This is a genomic window from Cellulomonas sp. URHB0016 (assembly GCF_054057935.1).
In genome coordinates, this window is sequence record NZ_JBSRZU010000001.1 from 3,454,044 (window position 1) to 3,476,544 (window position 22,501).

Below are 22,501 nucleotides of genomic sequence, written 5' to 3' on the forward strand. Positions count from 1 at the left end.
TGAGGCACGACGACAGCACCTGGTAGGTACGCCCTCGCATCCGATGGAGCCCTGGTCCATGCAGCTCAGCGCGTTCGGAAGGCTCGGCCACGGCGTCTCGCCGGCCGCGCCTTCCCGCCTGCGCAGGCTCGCCCGCACCCTCGCCGGCCTGGGCAGCCCGCTGGTGCTGTCGACCGTGGTGCTGGGGCTGGCGGTCGCGTGGTTGTCGCTGGCCGGCGGGCTGGCGGTGTGGACCGCGGCGCCCACGGTCGCGGGGTGGAAGCCGTACGTCGTGGTCTCGGACTCGATGCGCCCGAGCATCGCCGCCGGTGACGTCGTGCTGATCAGCCACGACACCGGTCCCGACCAGTGGCCGCTGGAGCTCGGCGACGTGGCGCTGATGGCGGACGAGGCCCGCCAGGACGGCACCCGGCTGCACCGCGTCGCCCGGTTCGACGCCGACGGGCAGGTGGTGACCAAGGGCGACGCGAACTCCTCGGAGGATGCCCCGGCTCCGCCGTCCCAGGTGCTGGGCCGTACCCGGCTGGTCGTGCCGAGCATCGGGCTGCCCATCGTCTGGCTGCGGCACGGCACGTACCTGCCGTTGCTGCTGGTGAGCACGGGCACGTGGCTGGCACTGGTCGCCGTCCTGCGCCGCCGCGACCCTCGCTCCGCGAGGTCGGCGCGCCTGTCGAGGCGCGCGCGGAACGCGACGGTGGTCGCGCACGGAACCGTCCTGGTGCTGGTGGCGGCCGCGCTACCGGCGCCGACCACCTCCGCCGCCTTGACCAGCTCGCGGCAGAACGGTGCGTCGTCGTTCGAGACCGCCGTCCTCAAGTCGTACTACGACACGGTGATGGCCGACTCCCCGTCGTCGTACTGGCGGCTGAACGAGACCTCCGGACTGGTGCTCAAGGACGTGACCAATGCGGTCCCGGGCACGTACTCGCTCGCGCCCGTCGCCGTGACCGGTGCGATCGGCACGGCTGACAAAGCGACCACCATCATGTATGGCGTGCAGGCGAACAAGCGCCAGGACACGAACCTCGGGAACAACTACACCTTTGCCGGCAACCAGGCGTTCAGCGTCGAGCTCTGGTTCAGGCAGCTCGGGCCCGGCGGGGGCTACATGCGGCTGATCAGCAAGGAGAACTACGTCTCGGACACCAGCCGATCGGGCTGGTGCCTCGTCTTCACCCCGGGGGGCGTGAACTTTGCCCGGACGCTCGACAGCTCTGTCCCCTGGGCCGGCTCCACAGAGCCCGTCACCGACCAGAACTGGCACCACGCCGTGGGCACCTACGACGGCGCCTACTCCCGCATGTACTACGACGGCACCCTGAGAATGACCGTGCCCGCCCCGGACGCTCTCAGGCCCGTCACGGAGTCCCTGCAGATCGGAGGTCGTTGGGCCGACGACTCGGACCACTTCCAGGGCGAGATCGACGAGGTCTCGATCTACGCGAACAAGGTGCTCACCGACAACCAGGTCAGGCTCCACTACCTCACGGGCAAGGAAGGCCTGCCCTGACCGGGCCGCCAGTGCGTGCGAAGCCCCCCGCCACCGAACCGGCGGCGGGGGCCACGTCCCGGCCACGCCGATGGTTCGGCCGTTCAGGGACGGGCTCATGGACTCAGAGCCGGGCAGGCTCGGCCCTGGTCGCCGCCGACGCCGTCGCGTGCGACCAGTGGCTGGCGACGGGCATGCGCCTGTCGCGCCCGAACGCCAGCCGGGAGACCTTCACGCGCATCGGCACCTGGCGGCGCTTGAACTCGCTGCGGTCCACCAGCCCGAGCACCCGGTTCACGGTCGCCGCCGCGGCGCTGGCGTCCCAGCCCTGCTCGACGAGCCCCTCGGCGAGCTGGTCGGCGCTCGCGTGCTCCTCCAGGAACCCGACCAGCAGCGCGTCGAGGACCTCGTAGGGCGGCAGCGAGTCGCTGTCCTGCTGGCCCGGTGCGAGCTCGGCGGAGGCGGGCTTGGTCAGCGTGGGGAGCGGGATGGGGGGAACGGAGCCGGCGGCGGCCGCCTGGTCGTTGCGCCACCGCGCCAGGCCGTAGACGCCGGGCAGCACGGTGCCGTCCTGCAGGGTGACGGTGGTCTTGAGGAGGTCACCGAGCGGGTTCGGGGCGGTGCCGCAGGAGTCGCCGTAGAGCGTGAAGTAGCCGACTGCCGACTCGGAGCGGTTGCCCGTGGTGCACACCAGGGAACCGGCGGCGTTGGCGATCGTCATGAGCGTCGTGCCGCGCAGTCGGGCCTGCAGGTTCTCCCAGGCGACGGGGTGGCCGGTGTCACCGATCGCGTCCACGAGCAGCGCGCCCAGGACGGTCTCGCGTTCGAGGTACGGGTCCTTGACGGGCACCACGTCGAAGCGGATCCCGAGGTTGTCCGCGAGCGTGCGCGCATCGGTGACCGAGCCGTCCGAGCTGTACGGGCCGGGCATCCCGATGCCCCACACCGCGTCCGGGCCCAGGGCGTCGACCGCGACGACGGCGGCGAGGGCGGAGTCGATCCCTCCGGACAGGCCCAGGACCACGCGGGGGAGCCCGACGCGACGGCAGTAGTCGCCGAACCCGGTGACGAGGGCGGCGTACACCTCCGCGTGGACCTCCATCGGTTCCGCGACGGGCGGCGTCGCCACCGGGGCCCGGTGCGGGTGGGTCGGACCGAGGTCGACGAGGTCACGGGTGACGGGCCTGGCGGCTGCGACGGGGACGTCGACCACGAGCTCGTCGGCCGTGAACGCCGCTGCGCGAGCGAGCACGGTCCCGCCGGCGTCGACGACGAGGGAGCCGCCGTCGAACACGAGGTCGTCCTGCCCGCCCACCGCGTTCACGTACGCGATCGGCACACCGGCGGCGGCCGCCGCCGTGCGGAGCTGGGCCAGGCGCAGGGCCGGCTTGCCGACGGTGTACGGCGAGGCGTTGAGCACGACGACGGCCTGCGCACCTGCGGCGGCGACCTCGGCGACCAGGGCCGCGTCCCATGCGTCCTCGCAGATGAGCACACCGAGCACCACCGGCCCGTCGGGCGTCTCCAGCCGGTACAGCGCCTGGTCCCGGACACCGGCGCCGAAGTGGCGGGCGTCGTCGAAGACGCTGTACGTGGGCAGGAGGTGCTTGGCGTGGGCGGCGGCCAGCCGGCCGTCGTGCAGCACGAGGGCGGTGTTGCGCAGCGCGCGCGGGGCGGCGTCGGTCGTCCAGGCCTGTGCACGGGCTCCTCCCGCGGCCGGGAGGGCCACGGTGGTCCAGGGAGCTCCGACGAGGGTGACGGTGCGGGCGGCGTGGTCCGCGAGGTCACGGGTGGCGTCCTGGGCGGCCACGACGAACGCCGGCTCGGCGAGCAGGTCCTCGCACGGGTACCCGGTGACGGCCATCTCGGGGGTCACGAGCACGTCGGCGGCGACCTGCTCGGCGCGGACCATCGCGTCGCGGACGGCCCCGGCGTTCCCGGCGACGTCCCCGACCCGGACCGGCAGCTGGGAGAGCAGGACGCGCAGGTGGGTCATCGGTTCTCCTCGTGGGGGCGGATCGCGCGGGCGTCGTCCGGGCGCATGAGCGGTGGCGTGAGGGTCGCCGGTCCGTCGTCGTCGGCCGTGTAGAGCGCGGCGGGACGTCCGGCGCCGGCGGTGCGCCGCCGTTCCGTCCCGGAGGTGGGCCGCACGAAGCCCGTCGTGTCCTTGACCCAGCGGCGGAAGTTCGACCGGTCCAGGCGGGTGCCCCACACCGCCTCGTAGACGTGCTGGAGCTCGCCGAGCGTGAAGTGCTCCGGGACGAACGAGGTCGCCAGCGGGGTGTACTCGAACTTCGAGGCGACGCGGTCGACGGCGTCGGCCAGGATCCGGGCGTGGTCGAACGCGAGGGTGATCTCCGCGTCGGCGTGGCTGCCGCGCAGCCCGGGCAGGTCGAGGTCGTCGACGTCGCACCAGCGGGCGTTGCGCGCGTCGGAGCCCGGCCTGGGGTCGGGCAGGTTCGGTGCGAACGCGACGTGCGCGACGGACACCACCCGCATCCGGGGGTCGCGGCCGGGGCTGCCGTACGTGCCGAGCTGCTCGAGGTGGCCGGCGAACTGCTCCAGGCCGGTCTCCTCGTGGAGCTCGCGCCACGCCGCGTCGGGGATGTCCTCGTCGATGTCGACGAAGCCGCCCGGCAGCGCCCAGGCGCCGGCGTACGGGTCGTCGACCCGCTCGATGAGCAGCGCCTTGAGCGCACCGTCGCGCACCGTGAACACGGCCAGGTCGACGGTCACGGCGAACGGCGGGTACGCGTGCGGGTCGTAGCCCTCAGGTGCCTTGGGGTCCATCAGCTCTCCTCCTCGGCGCCGGTCGGGGCCGTCCTGCTGTGCTGCTCGGGGTCGACGACGGCGGTCACCGTGACTCCTCGAGGTTGACCTTGCGCTGCGCGAGCTCGGTCAGCGCCCGGACCGCTGTCGCGGCGGACACCGCGGCGGTGAGGTCGGTCAGGACCGAGACGATGGTGGCGCCCTTGCGGCGGGCGTCGGTGGCGGTCGCGGCGACGCAGAAGTCGGTGGCGAGACCGACGACGTCGACGTGGGCGACGTTGCGGGCCACCAGCAGCCTGCCGAGCGACGCCTGCCCGGCCGGTGCGTCCACCACGCGCCCCTGGAAGCCCGAGTAGTCCTGCCTCGACTCGCCCTTGACGACGTGGACCGTCCGCTCGGGCAGCACCAGGTCGGGGTGGTACTCGGCGCCGACGGTGCCGGCGACGCAGTGCACGGGCCACGTGGTCACGTAGTCCGGGTCGGTGCCGTCGGCGGCGAAGTGGCCGTCGTTGGTGTCGGGGAGCGGGGCGTGCCAGTCGCGGGTGGCGATGATCGTGTCGTACTGGTCACCGCGTCGGGCGAGGTACTCGCTGATCCGGGCGGCGACGGCAGCCCCGCCGGCCACCGCCAGCGTGCCTCCCTCGCAGAAGTCGTTCTGCACGTCCACGACGATCAGCGCGCTCTTCATGCTGCTGTCCTTCCGAGGAGCGGCGTCAGGGTCCGGCGCCAGTCCGCCCACCCGGTCAGCCGGAACGGCGACGGGGCGGTCTGGTTGTACGTGGCGTCGAACACCACGTGCTTCCACGTCGGCGTCCAGTCGCCCTCGACGACGGGCTTGTCGTCGATGAGGATGTCCCCGCGCACGAGGGTCTTGTCCTTCGCGATCACGACCCGTCGCGACCACCCCGCACCGAGGACGTCCTCCGCCCAGGCGAGCTTGTCCGACGCGCAGGTCGGGTTGGTGAGCAGCGGAGCGGTGCAGATGCGGACGTCCCAGCCCTCGTCGAGCATCGCGTTCATCGCCTCGACCGCGCCCTCGACGGGTGCGAACGTCGAGAAGAACCCCGGCGTGGTGGTCACGGCGTGGACCGCGTCGGCCCACTCGGGCGCGAGCTGGGTGTCGAGCTTGAACCGTGTCAGGTCCGCGTCGGCCCGCGTGGGACCGCCGGGGAACCGGCGCTCGAGCTCCGCCCAGAACGCGGTGGCGAGGTCGGCCTGGACGCCGTCCATGTCGACGAGGACGAGGGGCGGGCTGCCGGCGAGGAGGTTCATGCGGTGGCTCCGATCAGGTTGCCGATGGCGGTCGGGTCAGCGACCAGGCGGGGGGTTCCCGGCGTGAGGGCCAGGTCGAGGTCGGTCAGCTCGGCCTTGGCGCCGCGGTGGTGGGCGCGGACCTCGTCGAGGCTCGGGCGGTGGACCACGTGACCGTCGCGGACCACGGGGACCTGGAGCGCCCGGCCGAGCCCGGCCTCGGGGGCGCCGGGCAGGTGACGCACCACGACGACCTCCTTCGTCGCGTGCCCCGCGTGGTCCAGGGCGCGGTAGGCGACCTTCCGGCCGCCGACGCTGCCCTTGCTCGTGGCCTTCTTGGCGACCGGACGGAGCGGGGCGAACGGGCCGTCCTCGTCCGCGACGGCGACCAGCTTGTAGACCATCCCGGCGGTCGGGTGGCCCGAGCCGCCGACGAGCTTGGTGCCCGCGCCGTAGATGTCGACCGGCGCGGCGGCGAGCGCGCCGATGGTGTGCTCGTCCAGGTCGGACGTGACGGCGATCCTCGTGCCCGTCGCGCCGAGCGCGTCGAGCAGGGCGCGGGCCTTGCGGGCCCCGTCGGCCAGGTCGCCCGAGTCGATGCGGACGGCACCGAGGTCGGGGCCGGCCGCGGCGACGGCGTTGCGGATGCCCTGCTCGGTGTCGTACGTGTCCACGAGGAGGGTGGTCGCGTCGCCGAGGGTGGCGACCTGCGACGCGAACGCGGTGGGCTCGTCGGTGTGGCTGAGCGTGAACGCGTGCGCGGCGGTGCCCCGAGTCGGCACGCCGTACCGGAACCCGGCCTGCAGGTTGCTCGTCGCGTCGAACCCCGCGACGTACGCGGCGCGGGCGGCGGCGACGGCCGCCTGCTCGTGGGTCCGGCGGCTGCCCATCTCGACGAGCGTGCGACCGTCGGCGGCGCTGACCATGCGCGCGGCGGCCGACGCGATGGCCGTGTCGTGGTTGAGGATCGACAGGACGAGCGTCTCGAGCACGACGCACTCCGCGAACGTGCCCGACACCGTCAGGACCGGGCTGTGCGGGAAGTAGATGTCCCCCTCGCGGTAGGCGTCGATGCTGCCGCGGAACCGGTATCCGCCCAGGTAGTCGGTGGTGCGCCGGTCGATCACGCCCGACTCCAGCAGCCAGGCGAGCTGCTCGGCGTCGAAGGTGAAGCCCTCGACCGCCTCGACGACGCGGCCCAGCCCGGCGACGACCCCGTAGCGGCGGCCCTCGGGCAGCCGGCGGGCGAACGCCTCGAAGACGGCCTGGTGGTGGGCCGTCCCGTCGGCGAGGGCGGCCCGCAGCATCGTGAGCTCGTAGTGGTCCGTGAGCAGCGCGGTCGTTGTGGTCATGTTGACCATAATGACCCGCCGCGCGAGGATCCGCGGCCATTTCTGGTCAGATCGACCATTAATGCGGTGTGACCTGCGTCACCTGGCACCGTCCCGGACGGGGCTCGCCCGGTCGAGCCGACGGGGCCGGTCGTTGCCACGCACGCCGGGACCGGGCAGCATGCCCTGACCAGCCCTTTCGGAGTGATCGGTGGGAGTCGTCGTGATCCGGGCGTCGCACACGAGCCGCAGATGAGCCACCACCCGTGAGCGCCCCGGGCGGCGCTGGCCGGCGCCGGTGGTCCGACCGGGTGCCGCTCGTCGGCGTGCTCCGCGGCTACGACCGTGCCTGGTGGCGCACCGACGTCGCCGCCGGGGTCGCGGTCGCCGCGCTCATCGTCCCGAAGAACCTCGGGTACGCCGGGATCGCGGGCGTGCCGCTGCAGAACGGCCTGTACGCCGCGGCGGCCGGGGCGATCCTCTACGCGGTGTTCGGCACCAGCCGGCAGATCTCGACCGGACCCAGCTCGGGCCTGGCTGCGGTGGCGGCGAGCGCCGTGCTCACCGCCGGTGTCGTCGGCGACGACGTGGCGCCGTTCGTCGCGGGCATCACGCTCGTCTCCGGCGTCGTGTTCCTGCTGCTGGCCGTCGCGCGCATGGGGTGGATCGCACAGTTCCTCTCGCGGGCCGTCGTCACGGGGTTCCTGTTCGGCGCGGCCATCGACGTCGTCGTCGGCGAGCTGCCCAAGCTCACGGGGACCAGCGCGTCGGGCTCCTCGCCCCCGCAGGAGCTCGTGTCGTGGCTGGGGACGATCGGGGACGCGAACCGGGCCACCCTCGCGGTCGGCGTGAGCGCGCTGGTCACGGTGTTCGGGCTGCGCCGCCTGGCACCGCGGGTGCCGGGCGCGCTCGTGCTCGTCGTCGGCGGCCTGCTCGCGAGCCGGCTGCTGGACCTGGGGGAGCGGGGGGTCGCGCTGGTGGGGGACGTGCCCCGCGGGCTGCCCTCCGTGCAGGTGCCCGACCCGGCGCTGCTGCTCGACCACGTCGCGACCGTGGCGCTCGCCGCCGTCGCGCTCGTCATGATCGGGTTCTCGCAGACGGCCGGGGACGCGCGGACGTTCGCGGCGCGGCACCGCTACCGGGTGGACATCGACCAGGAGTCGCTCGCGCAGGGCGCCGCGAACCTGGGGGCCGGCCTGCTGCAGGGCATGCCGGTGTCGACGAGCCTGTCGGCCAGCTCGCTCAACGACCGGGCGGGCGCCCGGTCGCCGGTCGCGTCACTGACGTCCGGCGTGATGGTGCTGCTCACGCTGGTGCTGCTCGCGCCCCTGTTCTCCGGCCTGCCGACGGCCGTGCTGGCGGCCGTCATCATCGAGGCCGTCGTCATGGGGATGATGGACGTCGCCGGGATGCGACGGCTGTTCCGGGTGCAGCGGTTCGACTTCTGGATCGCGGTCGCGGCGCTCGTCAGCACGCTCGTGGTCGGGGTCCTGGCCGGGGTGCTGATCGGGATCGCGCTGTCGCTGCTGTGGCTCGTGTCCGTCGCGACGAGGCCGTCCCTCCCGCTGATGGCACGCGAGCCCGGAACGCAGGTGTTCCGTGAGCTGGGCGAGCACCCGGGCGACGAGCCCGAGCCTGGCGTGGCGGTCGTGCGTATCGACGGGGGCCTGTTCTTCGCGACTGCCGACGCCTTGCAGGACCGGGTGCGCGAGGTCACCGAGTCGCACCCGGACGCGAGCCTGATCGTGCTCGACTGCGGGGCGATCACGATCGTCGACGCGCAGGGTGCGGCGGCCCTCCACGAGCTCCTCGACCTCGCCGAGGACGCGGGCGTCGTGGTCCGGCTCGCCCGTGTGAAGCCGGCAGTACGGTCGACGCTCACGCGCGACGGCGTCGTCGGTCGGCTGGGAGCGGAGCGCATCCACGGCAGCGTGCACCGCGCGGTCGAGGCGCACCGGGGGTCCGTGCCGCCACCTGCGCCGCCCGCGTAGCGCCGGCCCGCGTGCCGGTCGCGGTCAGCAGTGCTGGCGCCGGGCGACCGCCGCAGATCCGAATCGTTTCGGTGCGGCGATACGTCCCGGTATGCCGGACAGGCGGTCCGTCGGGTTGGCAGGATCCGCACGTCAGGCCCGGAAGCAAAGAAGCCGCGGACCGTTCCGGTCCCGACGGCCCTGGGCCGCCCCCGTCCCCGGTCGTGAGGTAGGTGCAGTGTGCGCGCGCGCAACGTGGTCGTCATCGGTGTGGGCGTGGTCATGACCACGTCCGGCTGTCTCGGGAGCGGGCCCGGTGCGGAGTTCTCGAACTACACCGGTGAGCGGGTCACCGTGACCATCGAGGGCAGCGACAGGGTGCTCGTCGTCGGCCCGAGCTCGGACGTCGCGATGACGCAGCGGGGATGCATCGGCTCCGGGATCGTGGTGACCCGTGAGGACGGGACGGTCGTCGCCGAGCTCGACGGCGGAGCCTGCCCCTCGACCGCGGTCGCGATCCGGGGCGACTGGACCGTCCTCGTGTCGGACGACCTCGCGACGCGGTCCCCCTCGCCGGCGTCCGACCGGCTCCCCGACCAGCTCCCTGACGCGCTGACCGACCCTACGGAGAGTGGGGGGTGACCAGCGGAAGGATCACCGAGTCGATCATCCGGGTCACGAAGGCGTCGTCGACCGGCTGACCGGCGACCACCTTGCGGTACATGACCATGGCCGGCGCGACGCCGGCGACCATGTCGAGGTCGACGTCCGGCCGCAGCTCGCCCCGGAGCCGGGCCCGCTCGAGGACCGCGCGCACGAGGCCGACCTTCGCGCGGACGAACTGCTCGTGGAAGACCGCGGCGAGCTGGGGGTCCTCCTTGACGACCGACATGAGGCCGGACATGAGCGCGCTGTCGCTCTCCCGGCGGCGGCCGAACGTGATCCCGAGCAGGTCGCCGCGCAGCGAGCCGGTGTCGGCCACGTCGTCGATCGTCGTGGCGACGCCGCGGCCGCAGATCACGGCGTCGACCGTGAGCTGGACCTTCGAGGGCCAGCGGCGGTAGACGGTCGCCTTGCCGGCGCCCGCGCGCTCGGCGACGGCGTCCATCGTCATGCCCTCGAAGCCTCGCTCGGCGAGCAGCTCGCGGGCGGCCTCCAGGATGGCGTCGTCCTTGGAGTCGTCCCTGCGGCGGCCCGGCCGGCGCGCGGGCTGGGCGGCGGTCTGGAGGGGGGCCTGGGGAGCGCGCTGGGGGGTGGGCCGGAGGGTGGGTGCAGCCGCCCTGGTGTCGTCCACCGGTGGTCCCGCCTCTCCGTCGCTCCCGCGAGCCCGCCGCATCGTCGTGGACCCGTCGCGCACACCGTACCGGGTCACGATAAAGCGAAACCGTAGGGTTCCGGAACTGGTGGGTTCTGTAATACGCTCGCTCCACCGACCACGACGTCCCAGGAGCATCCCCATGTCCTCCACCGCAGCGCCACCACCCGCACCGGCGTCGACCCCGACGTCGACCGAGCGGCCCACGGAGCCGTCCACAGAGCCGCCCACCGGTCCGCCCACCAGCCGGGGTCGCTGGCTCGTGCTGGCGACCGTCGCGCTCGCCCAGCTCATGGTCGTGCTGGACGCGACCATCGTGAACATCGCCCTGCCGTCGGCCCAGGCTGACCTCGGCTTCAGCGACAACGACCGCCAGTGGGTCGTCACCGCGTACGCGCTCGCGTTCGGCAGCCTGCTGCTGCTCGGCGGCCGGCTGTCCGACATGTTCGGGCGCCGCCGCATGTTCCTCGTCGGCCTCGTCGGCTTCGCCGTCGCCTCCGCCCTCGGCGGCGCCGCCCAGAGCTTCGAGCTGCTCGTCGGGGCCCGCGCCCTGCAGGGCGTGTTCGCCGCCGTGCTCGCACCCGCGGCCCTGTCCGTGCTGACCACCACGTTCACCATCGCCAAGGAGCGCGCCCGCGCGTTCGGCGTGTTCGGGGCGATCGCCGGCATGGGAGGGGCGATCGGTCTGCTGCTCGGCGGCTACCTCACCGAGAACTTCAACTGGCGCTGGAACCTGTACGTCAACGTCGTCATCGCCGTCGTCGCGTTCGTCGCGGGGTCCGTCCTGCTCTCCCGCACCGACGAGCGGCACGAGACCCGGCTGGACGTGCCCGGCGTGCTCCTGGCGTCCAGCGGCCTGTTCGCCCTCGTGTTCGGCTTCTCGCAGGCGGAGCCGCAGGGCTGGGACGCACCCGCGGTGTGGGGCTCCCTCGCCGCCAGCGTCGTGCTCCTCGTCGGCTTCGTCGTGCGCCAGCGCCGCGCGCAGTACCCGCTGCTGCCCCTCGACATCGTGCTCGACCGGGACCGCGGCGCCGGGTTCCTCGCGATCCTCGTCGCCGGGTCCGGCATGTTCGGCGTGTTCCTGTTCCTGACGTACTACCTGCAGCTCACGCTCGGGTACACGCCCATGCAGACGGGGACCGCGTTCCTGCCGATGGTCGTGTTCATCGTCATCACGGCGCAGGTCCAGTCGAACATCCTCGTGCCGCGGTTCGGGCCCAAGCTGCTCGTGCCGATCGGCATGGGCACGGCGGCGCTCGCGATGCTGTGGTTCCGGACGCTCGAGCTCGACAGCGGGTACCCCCGGGTGCTCGTCGGGCTCGTGCTGATGGGGATCGCGATGGGCTCGATCATGCCCGCGTCGTTCCAGATCGCCACCCTCGGTGTCTCGCGGCGGCAGGCCGGCGCGGCATCCGCGATGGTGTCCACGAGCCAGCAGGTCGGCGGGGCCATCGGCACGGCCGTGCTCAACACCCTCGCCGCCACCGCCGCGGCGGCGTACGTCACCGACCACGCGCCCGTCACCCCGCAGGTCGTCGCCGACGGGGCCCTGCACAGCTTCGCCGTGGCCTACGGCTGGTCGGCGGGGATCTTCCTGCTCGGCGCGGTCCTCACGGCCACGCTGTTCCGGACGCGGGCGGACCGCGCTGCCCGGGCTGCCCAGGCCGCGGAGTCCGGCACCGACCCGGTGGCTGCCGAGGCGGCACCTGCCCTCGCGCACTGACCGCCCACCGGTCCGACGACCGCGGCAGCACCGGCCCGACCGGCCGGTGCTGCCGCGCGTCACGGGCCTCCGGCGACGTCGTCAGTTGAGGTTCGCGTCCTCGGCGTACGTGGAGACGATGGCCAGGTCACCGCCCTGCCGGCGCAGGACCCGCCGCCACAGCTGCGACGGCGTGGGGGTGAGCAGGTCGTCGGGCAGGGCGTCGACGACGAACCACGCGCGCTCCTCGATCTCGTCCTCGAGCTGGCCCTCGCCCCACCCGGCGTACCCGGCGAACACCCGGACCCCACCGACGTGCGGGACGACGGCGTCCGGGTCGGCGTCGAGGTCGACGAGGCCGAACGGGCCGGTCATGCGGTCGACGCCCGACCACGGGCCCGAGCCGGCGCGGAGCGTGGCCACCCCCATCGCACCGTCGAGGCCGACCGGGCCGCCCTGGAACAGGTGCGGTGGTGTGCTGACGTGCGAGTGCCACGCCGGGAGCACCTCGGCCACGTCGACCGCCGACGGGCGGTTGAGCACGACCCCGACAGCACCGTGGTCCCCGTGGTCGAGGAGCAGGATCACGGTGCGGTAGAAGGTGTCCTCGCGAAGGCGCGGCGCCGCGACGAGCAGCCGGCCCTGCAGCGCGGTGCCTTCGGTCGTGCCGTCGGTCATGGCCTCATCATCGCCGACGCACCCGCAGCGGCACGCCGGGCGATCGGGTCCCCGTTCCGACGGGCGCGGGCCGCCGCAGCCTGGCTCACCGGTGTGTCGGCACGAGGGTCGCGTTCGGCTGCGGCGACGATGGTCGTCGCCTTTCGTCTCGCCAGGGTGTGAACCCGCCACGACGTCGACCAGCCAGGCTGTCAGCGCTGGGGGGTGAACTGGCTCACGCTGAACACCGCGCCCTGCGGGTCGCGGATCGTGGCCGTCCGGGTCCACCCGCCGTCCTCGGTCGTGACGACCACACCGCCGTGCTTGCCGGCCAGCTCGGCGGTCCGGTCGCGGTCCGCGACCGTGAACGACACGTGCCAGTGCGGCGCCTCGCCCACCCGCAGCGGGAGGACCCAGCCGATCGCGTCGGCGAACCCGGGTGGCGCGTCCACCTCCGCCTGCCGCGCATGGATGCCCGGGTCGACGGTTGCTGCGAGGTGGTCGCCGTACCCGGGGACGCGGATCATCGTCGCCCAGCCCAGGTCGGCGACCTGCCAGCCGAACGCCTGCTCGTACAGGTCCAGGGCGGCGGCGACGTCGAGGGTGTGCAGGTCGCTGAAGTTCCAGGCGCCCGGCTCGTTGACGACCTGGGCGCCGAGGCGTCGGTTCGCCTGCCACAGCCGGAGCTCGGCGCCCTGGCGGTCGGTGAACGCCGCCCAGGTGCCGCCCTCGCCCGCGACGGTCGGGCCGGTCGTGACGGTGCCGCCGGTGGCGGCGACGCGGGCAAGGGCCGCCGTGACGTCGTCGACCGCGACGTAGGTCTGCCACGCCGGAGCCCCGGGTGCGACACCGGTCGGGTCGGACGGGCCGCCGATGCCCGCGGCGTCGCGCCCGTCGACCTGCGCGATGACGTACCGCGACGGGAGGCCGGGCGGTGTCGCGTCGTGGAACGTCCAGCCGAGCACCCCGCCGTAGAACGCCTTCGCCTGTTCCACGTCGCCGTGCTCGACGTCCACCCAGGACGTGACGCCCTCCGGGTAGGTCCGCTGCTCCGTCATGGCCCCTCCTCGGCTCGGGTACCTGTCGGCGACCAGGCTACGGACCCCCGCCGACACCAGCGGACCGGCGACGGCGGGCCGCCCGTCCTGAGCCGCACCGCGCACCTGGTGCGCCGCCCGATCAGACGGTGAGGACGACCTTCGCGCGGGCGTGCTCGACCTCGAGGTACCGGATCGCCTCCGCGGCGTCCGCCAGGGCGTAGGTCCGGTCGACGACCGGTGTCAGGGCGCCCTGCTCGACGAGCTCCCGGATCATGTCGAGCCGGTCCGCGCCGGGTGTCGACCCGGGCGCGACGAGGCGGTGGCTCAGGAACGGCCGCGCGAGCAGCCCCCGGACGACCAGGCCGATCGGGCCGGTCAGGCTGCCGCCCTCGGAGGTGCCGCCACCGGACAGCAGCAGCGTCCCGCCCGGCGCGACGGTGCGTCGCAGGTCCCTGAGCGAGCGGTTGCTGACCAGGTCGTAGACGACGTCGTACCGCTTCCCGTCCCGGGTGAAGTCGTGCGCGCGGTAGTCGACGACGTGCTCGGCGCCGAGGGAGCGGGCCAGCTCGGCGTTCCGTGCGCTGCAGACGGCGGTGACGTGGGCGCCCGTGGACCGGGCGATCTGCAGCGCGAACGTGCCCACCCCGCCCGACGCACCGTTGACCAGGACGGACTGCCCGGGCTGGAGGTGGGCGGCGTCGTGCAGGGCGGTCAGGGCCGTGGTCGCGGCGAGCGGCAGCGCGGCCGACTCCTCGAACGACGTCCCGGCCGGTCGCCTCGCCACGACGCCCTCGGGCGCACTGACGTACTCGGCGAACGCTCCCGGGTGCTCCCCGAACACCTCGTCGCCGGGCCGAACCCGGGTGACCTGCGGTCCGACCTCCTCGACGGTGCCCGCGAAGTCGGTGCCGAGGACCGGTTGCGTCGGCCGACGCAACCCGAAGGTGGGGCGCATGAGGTACGGGTCGCCGCGCAGCACGTGCCAGTCGCGGGCGTTGAGGGACGCGGCCCGGACGCGGACGAGCACGTCGTGGTCGCCGGGCAGCGGGCGGCCGACGTCCGCGAACCGCAGGATGTCCGGGGGACCGTACCGGTCCTGGGTGATCGCCTTCATGGTGGGCTCCTCGGACGAGGTGGCGCGGGCGTCTACGGTGGGCCGGAGCAGCCCGTCGACGTGGTGTACGACGTACACCTGCGGTGATGAGACAGTAGGTGTACGCCGTACACCCCGTCAAGGTGTCGGCCGGCGACCGGAGGCAGGAGTGACCGCGGAGCACACGGAGGCGCCACGCCGCGCACCGCTGACCCGCGAGCGCGTGCTCCGCGCCGCGGTGGCGCTCGCGGACGAGGACGGCATCGGGACGCTCAGCATGCGCCGGCTCGCCCAGGTGCTCGACGTGGTCCCGATGGCGCTCTACAAGCACGTGGCGAACAAGGACGAGCTGCTCGACGGCGTCGTCGACCTCGTGGTCGCCGAGATCCCCGAACCGGCCCCCGGCGACGTGGAGATCGACTGGCAGGCCGCCGTCCGCCGGCGCATCCTCGGCGCCCGGCGCGCCCTGCTCGGCCACCCGTGGGCCGCTCAGGTCATCGCCTCCCGCGGCATCCCGACCCCGGCGGTGCTGGCCCACATGAACTCGGTCGTCGGGATGTTCCGCGCGGCCGGCTTCTCGGTCGACCTCACCCACCACGTGATGCACGCGATGGGCAGCCGCGTCCTCGGCTTCAGCCAGGAGCTCTTCGACGACTCCGCAGACGTCGACCCCGAGGTCCGTGCCGCGGGTGCCCGCGCGATGGCCCCGGCCTTCCCGCACCTCGCCGAGATCGCCCTGGCGGTCGCGCACGACGACGCGTCCGTGGTCGGGTCCGGGTGCGACGACCAGGCCGAGTTCGAGTTCGCGCTCGACCTGCTGCTCGACGGGTTCGAGCGACTGCGCAGGAGAGCCGCAGAGGACGCCTCGACCGGCGCGGCACGCCGCTGACCTGGACGGTTGCCCACGCGTCACCTGCCGGCCGCGCCGGTGTCACCCGATCGGGGTACCGTGCGCGACGCACCGCAACCCGGTGCACCACCGACAGCACGGGAGGACCCGGACATGAGGATCACCCACCAGCGTCGCGGGGGAAGCGCCCGGGGAGCAGTGGTGGCGGCGGCCACGGTGCTCCTCGTCGGGCTCGCGACGCCCGCGACGGCCGGAGGGCCCGGGCACGGACCCGGGCACCCCGAGGACTACCGCCTCACGGTCATGGGCACGACGGACCTGCACGGCAGCGCCCTGAACTGGGACTACTTCAAGAACGCCGAGTACGACGACAGCGCCCACAACGACGTGGGGCTCGCGAAGGTCTCGACGCTCGTGAACCAGGTGCGGGCGGACCGCGGGGCGCGCAACACGCTCCTCCTCGACGCCGGCGACACCATCCAGGGCACATCGCTCGCGTACTACTACGCGAAGGTCGAGCCGATCTCGCGGACGGTCGAGCACCCGATGGCCGCCGCGATGAACGCGATCGGCTACGACGCCGCCGCAGTGGGCAACCACGAGTTCAACTACGGCATCCCGTACCTGCGCACGTTCCAGAAGCAGCTCCGCTTCCCGCTGCTCGCCGCGAACGCGCTCGACGACGGCACCGGCCGGCCGGCGTTCCAGCCGTACACCATCAAGACCGTGCACACCGCGCACGGCAAGCCCGTCAAGGTCGGCATCCTCGGCCTCACCAACCCCGGCATCGCCATCTGGGACAAGGCCAACGTCGAGGGCAGGATGCACTTCGACGGGCTCGTCGAGCAGGCCGCCAAGTACGTCCCGGAGCTGCGCCGCAAGGGTGCCGACGTGGTCGTGGTCGCCGCGCACTCGGGCGCCGACACGTCCTCGTCGTACGGCGACACCCTGCCGTTCCCGGAGAACGCCGCGACGCTCGTCGCGCAGCAGGTGCCCGGCATCGACGCGATCCTCGTGGGTCACGCCCACCAGGAGATCGCCGAACGGGTCGTCACCAACACCGCCACCGGCAAGCCCGTCGTGCTGTCCGAGCCCCTCAAGTGGGGCGAGCGGCTGTCGGTGTTCGACATCGACCTCTCGTTCGCGCGCGGCCGCTGGGCGGTGCAGACGGTGCACGCGCAGGTGCTGAGCTCCAACACGGTCCCCGAGGACCCGAAGATCGTCAGCCTCCTGGAGGCCGACCACCAGAAGGTCGTCGACTACGTCAACAGCGTCATCGGCACGTCGACCGAGGCCATGTCGGCGGCGGCTGCTCGCTACGAGGACACCGCGGTGCTCGACTTCATCAACCACGTCCAGGCCGGAGCGGTCAAGGCGGAGCTCACCGGCGCCGACGCCGACCTGCCGGTGCTGTCGATCGCGGCACCGTTCAACAAGGACGCCGCCATCCCGCAGGGTGACGTCTCGGTGCGGGACATCGCCGGGCTGTACATCTACGACAACACGCTCCTGGGCATCAAGCTCACGGGGGCGCAGGTCAAGGCCTACCTGGAGAAGTCGGCGGAGTACTTCAAGCCGGCGGCGACGCCGGGCACGTACGCCGCCGCGGACCTCACGAACGCCGTGACACCCACCGCCCCGAACGGCACGCCGGACTACAACTACGACGTGATGGGCGGGCTCGACCAGCCCCTGACCTATGACATCGACCTGGCGCAGCCCGTCGGCAGCCGCGTCGTCGGCCTGGCGTACGGGGGCGTCCCGGTGACGGCCGACCAGGAGTTCGTGGTCGCCATCAACAACTACCGGCAGTCGGGCGGCGGGAACTTCCCGGGCGTGGTCGGCGCCCCCGTCGTGTACAACCGGCAGGTCGAGATCCGGCAGCTGCTCATCGACTGGGTGACCGCCGCCCAGGTGGTCGACCCGGCGGTGTTCTCGTCGACCAACCCCGACTGGCGCCTGACGTCCGGCGGCACGCCGCTGACCGTCATGCCGTGACGGTCAGGCCTCCCCGACGAGGTCCAGGTCGAGCCACCGGGCCAGGTCGGCGATCTCGTCCGCGACGGCCGCCCGCGTGGCGGCGGTCCAGTCCCCGTCCTCGTGCAGGGCGTGCACCCGCAGCACACCGGCCCGACGGTCGGCCGTCGCGTCGAGCTTGCCGACCAGCTCGTCGCCGTGCAGCACCGGCAGCGCGTAGTAGCCCCAGCGACGCACGGCGGCGGGCTTGAACATCTCCAGCGCGTACTCGAACGCGAAGATCTCGGTCATCCGCTTGCGGTCGTGCAGCAGCCGGTCGAACGGCGACAGCAGCGCCGCCCGCCCGTCGAACGGCCCCGAGCGGACCCCGTCGAGGTGTTTCGGGTCCACGCGCCACTGCCCCCGGACCCCGTCGACGACCGCGGGCTCGCCCGCCGAGCCGACGTCCAGCGGCTCGACCGGGCACTGCGGCCCACGGGAGCGGGCGATGCCGAGGGCGCCGAGACGGCGCTCGTCGCGCAGCCGGAGCGACTCCTCCAGCGGCGGCACCGGGCCGTCCGGGTACACACGCTCGGCGAGGTCCCACAGGCGTTCCTTGCCCGTCCCGCCCGCGGCGGCGACCTCGCCGGTGCGGACCATGACGTCCAGCATCATCGTGACGTTGCGGTTGTTGTTCCAGCCCGACGACTGCCACGGCCGCACGCAGAGGTCGGGCAGCTCGCTGATCGGCAGCGGGCCGTCGGCGCGCAGGCGCTCGAGGATGCCCTGGCGGCACGCCTCGTTGGTCCGCAGCCAGTCGACGTTCGCCCGCTGCCAGCCCGTCAGGTCGCCCGCGGCCCACACGTCCATCTCGGCCCGGTAGAGCGCGAGGTCCTCGGCGGGCCGGAGCGTGCCGCGGTACTCCAGGACGGACTGGTCGTCGAGCGCGTCGACGAGCTCCTGAGGGTCGTACGACGGGCCGAGCCGGCTCCACAGGACCAGGTCGGCGCTGGGCGCGACCGCGCTCGTGGGGTTGAGCTGGAGCAGGGACAGCTCCCGGAGCGTGGCGTGCAGGTCGGCCGGGCGGTGGGCGGTGAGCCGCTGTGCGCGGACGGCGACCCGCCGCGCCTCGGCCCGCGAGAGCTCGTGGACTGCCATCGAGGCAGGCTACGACCGGTCACGGTCACGGTCACGGACACGGACACGGACACGGACACGGACCCGGCCCGACGGGCGACGCCAGGCTCAGCCTCAGTCCTGGCCCGAGCCCGAGCCCGACCCTGCGAGTACGGGACGGGCGAGCGAGCCCCGTTGGCCTCCGTCAGCCTCCTGGGATCGTCCGGGCCCGCACTCGCTCGAGGTGCTCGAACGCGAGCCTGGTGAGGGGCTCTCGCATGTGCTGCAGGTTGGCGTTGGGGGGTGCGGGCCTGAGCCACCACCCTGCGAGCCGGGCCTGCGTGCCCCCGTCGACGTCACGCAGTGTCAGCGTCTCGGTGTGTTCCCATGCGGTCGCATAAGTGCGTGCGGTGAGCCAATAGCCCTCAAGCAGAGCATCGATCTCGTGCAGCATGACCGTACGCATCCCGTCGGGTGGCAGCGGAGGTCCCAGCGAGACGGCGCGAGTGCCGGGGCCGAACTCGGGAGTTCCTTCCACATGTGACGCGACACCGTCGGCCGCTTCTGCGACGAGCGCGTCCCACACCGCGAGCCGCGGTGCCGGAATGAGAATCTCTGCCAGGGTCTCCACCCGATGCGTCACGTTGCTGGCGCCTCCGCGGGGCGCTCTGTCTTCCGGGTCTGGCTGTCTCCAACGCACGTCTTCAGCATCGGCGCACACCGATCATCCCTTGAGCGCACTCCTGCGACCTGGTGCCGTCGGCCCTGGTCCGCCTGCGCCGGCCCCGCATGCCCGCCCGGTCGCGGCGCTGGTCAGCGACCAGAATTTACCTGCAGGGGAAGACAGCCGGCACATTCGGAGCGCACGCTGAGTCATGGCCCCGCTCGTGACCGACCACCGCCCGGACCCGACCCACCGGTCGCCGTTCCCGCCGATCGCGAACTACGCGTTCCTGTCCGACTGCGAGTCGAACTGCCTCATCGCCCCGAGCGGTGCGGTCGAGTGGATGTGCGTGCCGCGCCCGGACTCGCCGAGCATCTTCACATCGCTCCTCGACCGGGGGGCCGGATCGTTCCGGGTGGGTCCGCACGGCATCCGGGTCCCGTCGGCCCGCCGCTACCTGCCCGGCACGCTCGTGCTGGAGACGACGTGGCAGACGCCGACCGGGTGGCTCATCGTCCGGGACGCGATGGTGATGGGGCCGTGGCACAACACCGAGGACCGCTCCGCGACCCACCGCCGCACGCCGACCGACAACGACGCCGAGCACATCCTGCTGCGCACCGTGACGTGCGTGAGCGGGACGGTGGACCTCGAGGTGGAGTGCGCGCCGGCGCCGGACTACGGGCGCCAGGAGCCGAGGTGGGAGTACTCGGAGTCCGGCTACAACGAGCTCGTCGCGCCGCCGGCCGAGGGCAGCACGGGCCCGACGCTGCGCCTGACGTCGAGCCTGCGGCTCGGGGTCGACGGTCGCACGGCGTCGGCGCGCACCCGCATGGTGAACGGGGACAAGGCGTTCGTCGCGCTCGCGTGGTCGCCGCTGCCGAACCCCCGCACGTGGGACCAGGCCGCCGACCAGCTGTGGCGGACGCAGGAGTTCTGGCGCGAGTGGATCACGCAGGGCGTGTTCCCCGACCACCCGTGGCGGACGTACCTGCAGCGCAGCGCGCTGACGCTCAAGGGCCTGACGTACGCCCCGACGGGCGCGCTGCTGGCCGCCGCGACCACGAGCCTGCCGGAGACCCCGGGCGGCGAGCGGAACTGGGACTACCGCTACGCGTGGATCCGCGACTCGACGTTCGCTCTGTGGGGTCTGTACACGCTCGGCCTGGACCGCGAGGCGAACGACTTCTTCGCGTTCATCCATGACGTGTGCCGGGACAACAAGGACCTGCAGATCATGTACGGCGTCGGGGGGGAGGAGAGGCTCGACGAGGTCGAGCTGGACCACCTGTCCGGCTACGAGGGCGCCCGGCCGGTCCGCGTCGGCAACGCCGCGTACGACCAGCGCCAGCACGACGTGTGGGGGGCGGTGCTCGACTCCGTCTACCTGCACACCCGCTCCCGTGAGCAGCTTCCCGAGGCCCTGTGGCCCGTGCTGAAGCGCCAGGTCGAGGCGGCCATCAAGCACTGGCACGAGCCCGACCGCGGCATCTGGGAGGTCCGCGGCGACTCCCAGCACTTCGTGTCGAGCAAGCTCATGTGCTGGGTCGCGCTCGACCGCGGTGCGCGGCTGGCCAAGATGCACGACGAGCCGGACTTCGCGACCGAGTGGTCGAAGATCGCCGCCGAGATCCATGCCGACATCTGCGCCCACGGTGTCGACGAGCGCGGCGTGTTCGTCCAGCGCTACGGCTCGACGGCGCTCGACGCGTCGCTGCTGCTCATGCCGCTGCTGCGGTTCCTGCCACCCGACGACGAGCGCGTCCGCGCCACCGTGCTGGCGATCGCCGACGAGCTCACGGAGCACGGGCTGGTGCTCCGGTACCGCGTGGAGGACACCGACGACGGGCTCGAGGGCAAGGAGGGCACGTTCACCATCTGCTCGTTCTGGCTGGTCAGCGCGCTCGTCGAGATCGGCGAGCTCGAGCGGGGGCGGGCCCTGTGCGAGCGGCTCCTCTCGTTCGCGTCGACCCTCAACCTGTACGCCGAGGAGATCGACCCCAAGTCGGGGCGGCACCTCGGCAACTTCCCGCAGGCGTTCACGCACCTGGCGCTCATCAACGCGGTCATGCACGTCATCCGCGCCGAGGAGCACGCGGGGCACGACGGCATGCACTTCGAGCCCCCGAACCGCGGCGGGTGACCGACGGGGACGGCCGACCTGCCGGCGGTGACCGAGATCGCGGAACACCGGTCGGTGGGCGGCCGTTGAGCCTGGCATGACGACACTCGGCATCATCGGCAGCGGCAAGATCGGCGGCACGCTCGCGAGGCTCGCCGTCGCGGCGGGGTACGACGTGGTCGTGAGCAACTCGCGCGGGCCGGAGACGCTGGTCGAGCTCGTCGCGGAGCTGGGTGACCGGGCGCGTGCGGGGACGCCGCAGGAGGCGGCCGAGGCCGGCGACCTCGTCGTCGTGTCGGTCCCGGTGAAGGCCGTCGACCAGATCCCGGTCGCGCCCCTCTCGGGCAAGCTCGTGATCGACACCGGCAACTACTACCCGCAGCGCGACGGTCACATCGCCGAGCTCGACGCCCAGCAGCTCACGAGCTCGGAGCTGCTCGCCCAGCACCTCGGCGACGCGCACGTGGTCAAGGCGTTCAACCACATCCTGTTCTCCGAGCTCGGCTCTCAGGGGTCGCGCGCGGGCACGCCCGACCGTCGTGCCCTCGCGATCTTCGGCGACGACCACGACGCCAACGTCGGTGCGGCGGCGTTCATCGACACGCTGGGGTTCGACGCCGTCGACGGCGGGCCGCTGGCCGAGAGCTGGCGGATCCAGCCCGACACCCCCGGGTACGGGCGGCGGTTCGACGCTCCGGGGCTGCGCGGCGCCCTCGACGCGGCCACCCGCCCGCAGGCGGCCTGACCGGGACGAGGAGGAGCCCCCGATCTGCCACGCGCGAGGCGGATCAGGGGCTCCCGTCCGTGGTGCCCGCCGGCGTCCTAGCTGACGCGGGTCAGGCGGACGTGCCAGGCGTCGGGGCCGTCGACGAGGACCTCGACGTCGAGCTCCGCACGCTCGCGGAGCTGGGCGATGAGAGGGCGGGGCAGGTGCGGCGCGACGAGGATCAGCGAACCGCCGGGGGCGATGGCGTCGAAAGCGCCGAAGACCGTCGCGTGGCGGATCGCGTGGGGGATCGGCCGTACGTCGAGCACAGGGTCGGCCTCGTCGTGGCCGCCGCAGCCGCAGGAGTGGCCCGCGGGTTCGGGCGCTGTCGGGAGGATCTCGATGTTCTCGGCGGTCATGGGTCTCTCCTTCGGTGAGGCGGCGCGGCCCGGCCGGACCGCGTGGTGGTG

The 22,501-nt window shown here is 73.0% G+C and carries 20 protein-coding genes; 8 read left to right on the top strand and 12 right to left on the bottom strand.

Annotation, left to right across the window (positions count from 1 at the left end; all coding sequences use genetic code 11):
* Window positions 1-58 precede the first annotated feature (58 nt).
* The gene (locus ACVW07_RS15925; protein WP_456820199.1) at window positions 59-1,510 is read left to right on the top strand and encodes a LamG-like jellyroll fold domain-containing protein; all 1,452 of its coding nucleotides are present in this window, start codon (window positions 59-61) and stop codon (window positions 1,508-1,510) included.
* Between the two features lie 103 nt (window positions 1,511-1,613).
* On the opposite strand, the gene ACVW07_RS15930 is transcribed toward ACVW07_RS15925, so the two are convergent.
* The 5 genes from ACVW07_RS15930 to ACVW07_RS15950 all read right to left on the bottom strand — a co-directional run bounded on the left by ACVW07_RS15930 (window position 1,614) and on the right by ACVW07_RS15950 (window position 6,861).
* The gene (locus tag ACVW07_RS15930; protein ID WP_456820200.1) at window positions 1,614-3,485 is read right to left on the bottom strand and encodes an NAD+ synthase; all 1,872 of its coding nucleotides are present in this window, start codon (window positions 3,483-3,485) and stop codon (window positions 1,614-1,616) included.
* Window positions 3,482-4,279, bottom strand: a complete 798-nt coding sequence (locus tag ACVW07_RS15935; protein ID WP_456820201.1) for an NUDIX hydrolase — start codon at window positions 4,277-4,279, stop codon at window positions 3,482-3,484. Before ACVW07_RS15935 ends, ACVW07_RS15930 begins: the two co-directional genes overlap by 4 nt.
* A gap of 64 nt (window positions 4,280-4,343) precedes the next feature.
* On the bottom strand, window positions 4,344-4,946 hold the full coding sequence (locus ACVW07_RS15940) for an isochorismatase family protein (RefSeq protein WP_456820202.1): 603 nt from the start codon (window positions 4,944-4,946) through the stop codon (window positions 4,344-4,346).
* Window positions 4,943-5,530, bottom strand: coding sequence for a 5' nucleotidase, NT5C type (locus tag ACVW07_RS15945; protein WP_456820203.1), 588 nt, complete (start codon window positions 5,528-5,530; stop codon window positions 4,943-4,945). The genes ACVW07_RS15940 and ACVW07_RS15945 overlap by 4 nt, the downstream gene beginning before the upstream one ends.
* Entirely contained in the window at window positions 5,527-6,861 is a 1,335-nt protein-coding gene (locus ACVW07_RS15950; RefSeq protein WP_456820204.1) for a nicotinate phosphoribosyltransferase, read from the bottom strand. The genes ACVW07_RS15945 and ACVW07_RS15950 overlap by 4 nt, the downstream gene beginning before the upstream one ends.
* Before the next feature lie 245 nt (window positions 6,862-7,106).
* Here ACVW07_RS15950 and ACVW07_RS15955 point away from each other — a divergent pair, with 245 nt between their 5' ends.
* Complete coding sequence (locus tag ACVW07_RS15955) at window positions 7,107-8,831, top strand: SulP family inorganic anion transporter (protein ID WP_456820205.1); 1,725 nt, start codon at window positions 7,107-7,109, stop codon at window positions 8,829-8,831.
* Between the two features lie 219 nt (window positions 8,832-9,050).
* A complete protein-coding gene (locus ACVW07_RS15960) occupies window positions 9,051-9,452 on the top strand; it encodes a hypothetical protein (RefSeq protein ID WP_456820206.1) in 402 nt (133 codons plus the stop codon).
* On the opposite strand, the gene ACVW07_RS15965 is transcribed toward ACVW07_RS15960, so the two are convergent.
* Entirely contained in the window at window positions 9,433-10,104 is a 672-nt protein-coding gene (locus tag ACVW07_RS15965) for a TetR/AcrR family transcriptional regulator (protein ID WP_456820207.1), read from the bottom strand. The genes ACVW07_RS15960 and ACVW07_RS15965 overlap by 20 nt on opposite strands.
* A gap of 163 nt (window positions 10,105-10,267) precedes the next feature.
* Here ACVW07_RS15965 and ACVW07_RS15970 point away from each other — a divergent pair, with 163 nt between their 5' ends.
* Entirely contained in the window at window positions 10,268-11,848 is a 1,581-nt protein-coding gene (locus ACVW07_RS15970; protein WP_456820208.1) for an MFS transporter, read from the top strand.
* 81 nt (window positions 11,849-11,929) lie between these two features.
* Here ACVW07_RS15970 and ACVW07_RS15975 read toward each other — a convergent pair whose 3' ends face one another.
* The 3 genes from ACVW07_RS15975 to ACVW07_RS15985 all read right to left on the bottom strand — a co-directional run bounded on the left by ACVW07_RS15975 (window position 11,930) and on the right by ACVW07_RS15985 (window position 14,638).
* Window positions 11,930-12,505, bottom strand: coding sequence for a YqgE/AlgH family protein (locus tag ACVW07_RS15975; protein WP_456820209.1), 576 nt, complete (start codon window positions 12,503-12,505; stop codon window positions 11,930-11,932).
* Between the two features lie 191 nt (window positions 12,506-12,696).
* Window positions 12,697-13,542 (bottom strand): VOC family protein, encoded by an 846-nt coding sequence (locus ACVW07_RS15980; RefSeq protein WP_456820210.1) that lies wholly within the window; start codon window positions 13,540-13,542, stop codon window positions 12,697-12,699.
* Between the two features lie 121 nt (window positions 13,543-13,663).
* Window positions 13,664-14,638 carry an NAD(P)-dependent alcohol dehydrogenase gene (locus ACVW07_RS15985; protein WP_456820211.1) on the bottom strand — a complete coding sequence of 325 codons (975 nt, stop codon included), beginning with the start codon at window positions 14,636-14,638 and terminating at the stop codon, window positions 13,664-13,666.
* A gap of 148 nt (window positions 14,639-14,786) precedes the next feature.
* Between ACVW07_RS15985 and ACVW07_RS15990 the strand changes: the two genes are divergently transcribed.
* The gene (locus ACVW07_RS15990) at window positions 14,787-15,506 is read left to right on the top strand and encodes a TetR/AcrR family transcriptional regulator (protein ID WP_456820212.1); all 720 of its coding nucleotides are present in this window, start codon (window positions 14,787-14,789) and stop codon (window positions 15,504-15,506) included.
* Window positions 15,507-15,620: 114 nt separating this feature from the next.
* The gene (locus ACVW07_RS15995) at window positions 15,621-17,465 is read left to right on the top strand and encodes a bifunctional metallophosphatase/5'-nucleotidase (protein WP_456820213.1); all 1,845 of its coding nucleotides are present in this window, start codon (window positions 15,621-15,623) and stop codon (window positions 17,463-17,465) included.
* Window positions 17,466-17,468: 3 nt separating this feature from the next.
* On the opposite strand, the gene ACVW07_RS16000 is transcribed toward ACVW07_RS15995, so the two are convergent.
* Entirely contained in the window at window positions 17,469-18,581 is a 1,113-nt protein-coding gene (locus ACVW07_RS16000) for a DNA glycosylase AlkZ-like family protein (RefSeq protein WP_456820214.1), read from the bottom strand.
* Between the two features lie 163 nt (window positions 18,582-18,744).
* Window positions 18,745-19,170, bottom strand: coding sequence for a hypothetical protein (locus ACVW07_RS16005; protein ID WP_456820215.1), 426 nt, complete (start codon window positions 19,168-19,170; stop codon window positions 18,745-18,747).
* Between the two features lie 244 nt (window positions 19,171-19,414).
* Here ACVW07_RS16005 and ACVW07_RS16010 point away from each other — a divergent pair, with 244 nt between their 5' ends.
* Together ACVW07_RS16010 and ACVW07_RS16015 are read left to right on the top strand one after the other, a co-directional pair.
* Window positions 19,415-21,346, top strand: a complete 1,932-nt coding sequence (locus tag ACVW07_RS16010) for a glycoside hydrolase family 15 protein (protein ID WP_456820216.1) — start codon at window positions 19,415-19,417, stop codon at window positions 21,344-21,346.
* A gap of 76 nt (window positions 21,347-21,422) precedes the next feature.
* Window positions 21,423-22,070: an NADPH-dependent F420 reductase gene (locus tag ACVW07_RS16015; RefSeq protein ID WP_456820217.1), complete on the top strand. Its 648-nt coding sequence runs from the start codon at window positions 21,423-21,425 to the stop codon at window positions 22,068-22,070.
* 77 nt (window positions 22,071-22,147) lie between these two features.
* On the opposite strand, the gene ACVW07_RS16020 is transcribed toward ACVW07_RS16015, so the two are convergent.
* Window positions 22,148-22,450 carry a DUF2249 domain-containing protein gene (locus tag ACVW07_RS16020; RefSeq protein WP_456820218.1) on the bottom strand — a complete coding sequence of 101 codons (303 nt, stop codon included), beginning with the start codon at window positions 22,448-22,450 and terminating at the stop codon, window positions 22,148-22,150.
* Between the last annotated feature and the right edge of the window lie 51 nt (window positions 22,451-22,501).

Excerpts from the sequence above, each read along its gene's own strand:
- ACVW07_RS15975 (WP_456820209.1), bottom strand. The coding sequence starts at position 12,505 with ATGACCGACGGCACGACCGAAGGCACCGCGCTGCAGGGCCGGCTGCTC.
- ACVW07_RS15980 (WP_456820210.1), bottom strand. The coding sequence starts at position 13,542 with ATGACGGAGCAGCGGACCTACCCGGAGGGCGTCACGTCCTGGGTGGAC.
- ACVW07_RS15970 (WP_456820208.1), top strand. The coding sequence starts at position 10,268 with ATGTCCTCCACCGCAGCGCCACCACCCGCACCGGCGTCGACCCCGACG.
- ACVW07_RS15985 (WP_456820211.1), bottom strand. The coding sequence starts at position 14,638 with ATGAAGGCGATCACCCAGGACCGGTACGGTCCCCCGGACATCCTGCGG.
- ACVW07_RS15930 (WP_456820200.1), bottom strand. The coding sequence starts at position 3,485 with ATGACCCACCTGCGCGTCCTGCTCTCCCAGCTGCCGGTCCGGGTCGGG.
- ACVW07_RS15945 (WP_456820203.1), bottom strand. The coding sequence starts at position 5,530 with ATGAACCTCCTCGCCGGCAGCCCGCCCCTCGTCCTCGTCGACATGGAC.
- ACVW07_RS16020 (WP_456820218.1), bottom strand. The coding sequence starts at position 22,450 with ATGACCGCCGAGAACATCGAGATCCTCCCGACAGCGCCCGAACCCGCG.
- ACVW07_RS16015 (WP_456820217.1), top strand. The coding sequence starts at position 21,423 with ATGACGACACTCGGCATCATCGGCAGCGGCAAGATCGGCGGCACGCTC.
- ACVW07_RS16000 (WP_456820214.1), bottom strand. The coding sequence starts at position 18,581 with ATGGCAGTCCACGAGCTCTCGCGGGCCGAGGCGCGGCGGGTCGCCGTC.
- ACVW07_RS15940 (WP_456820202.1), bottom strand. The coding sequence starts at position 4,946 with ATGAAGAGCGCGCTGATCGTCGTGGACGTGCAGAACGACTTCTGCGAG.
- ACVW07_RS15925 (WP_456820199.1), top strand. The coding sequence starts at position 59 with ATGCAGCTCAGCGCGTTCGGAAGGCTCGGCCACGGCGTCTCGCCGGCC.
- ACVW07_RS16010 (WP_456820216.1), top strand. The coding sequence starts at position 19,415 with ATGGCCCCGCTCGTGACCGACCACCGCCCGGACCCGACCCACCGGTCG.
- ACVW07_RS15995 (WP_456820213.1), top strand. The coding sequence starts at position 15,621 with ATGAGGATCACCCACCAGCGTCGCGGGGGAAGCGCCCGGGGAGCAGTG.
- ACVW07_RS15935 (WP_456820201.1), bottom strand. The coding sequence starts at position 4,279 with ATGGACCCCAAGGCACCTGAGGGCTACGACCCGCACGCGTACCCGCCG.
- ACVW07_RS15950 (WP_456820204.1), bottom strand. The coding sequence starts at position 6,861 with ATGACCACAACGACCGCGCTGCTCACGGACCACTACGAGCTCACGATG.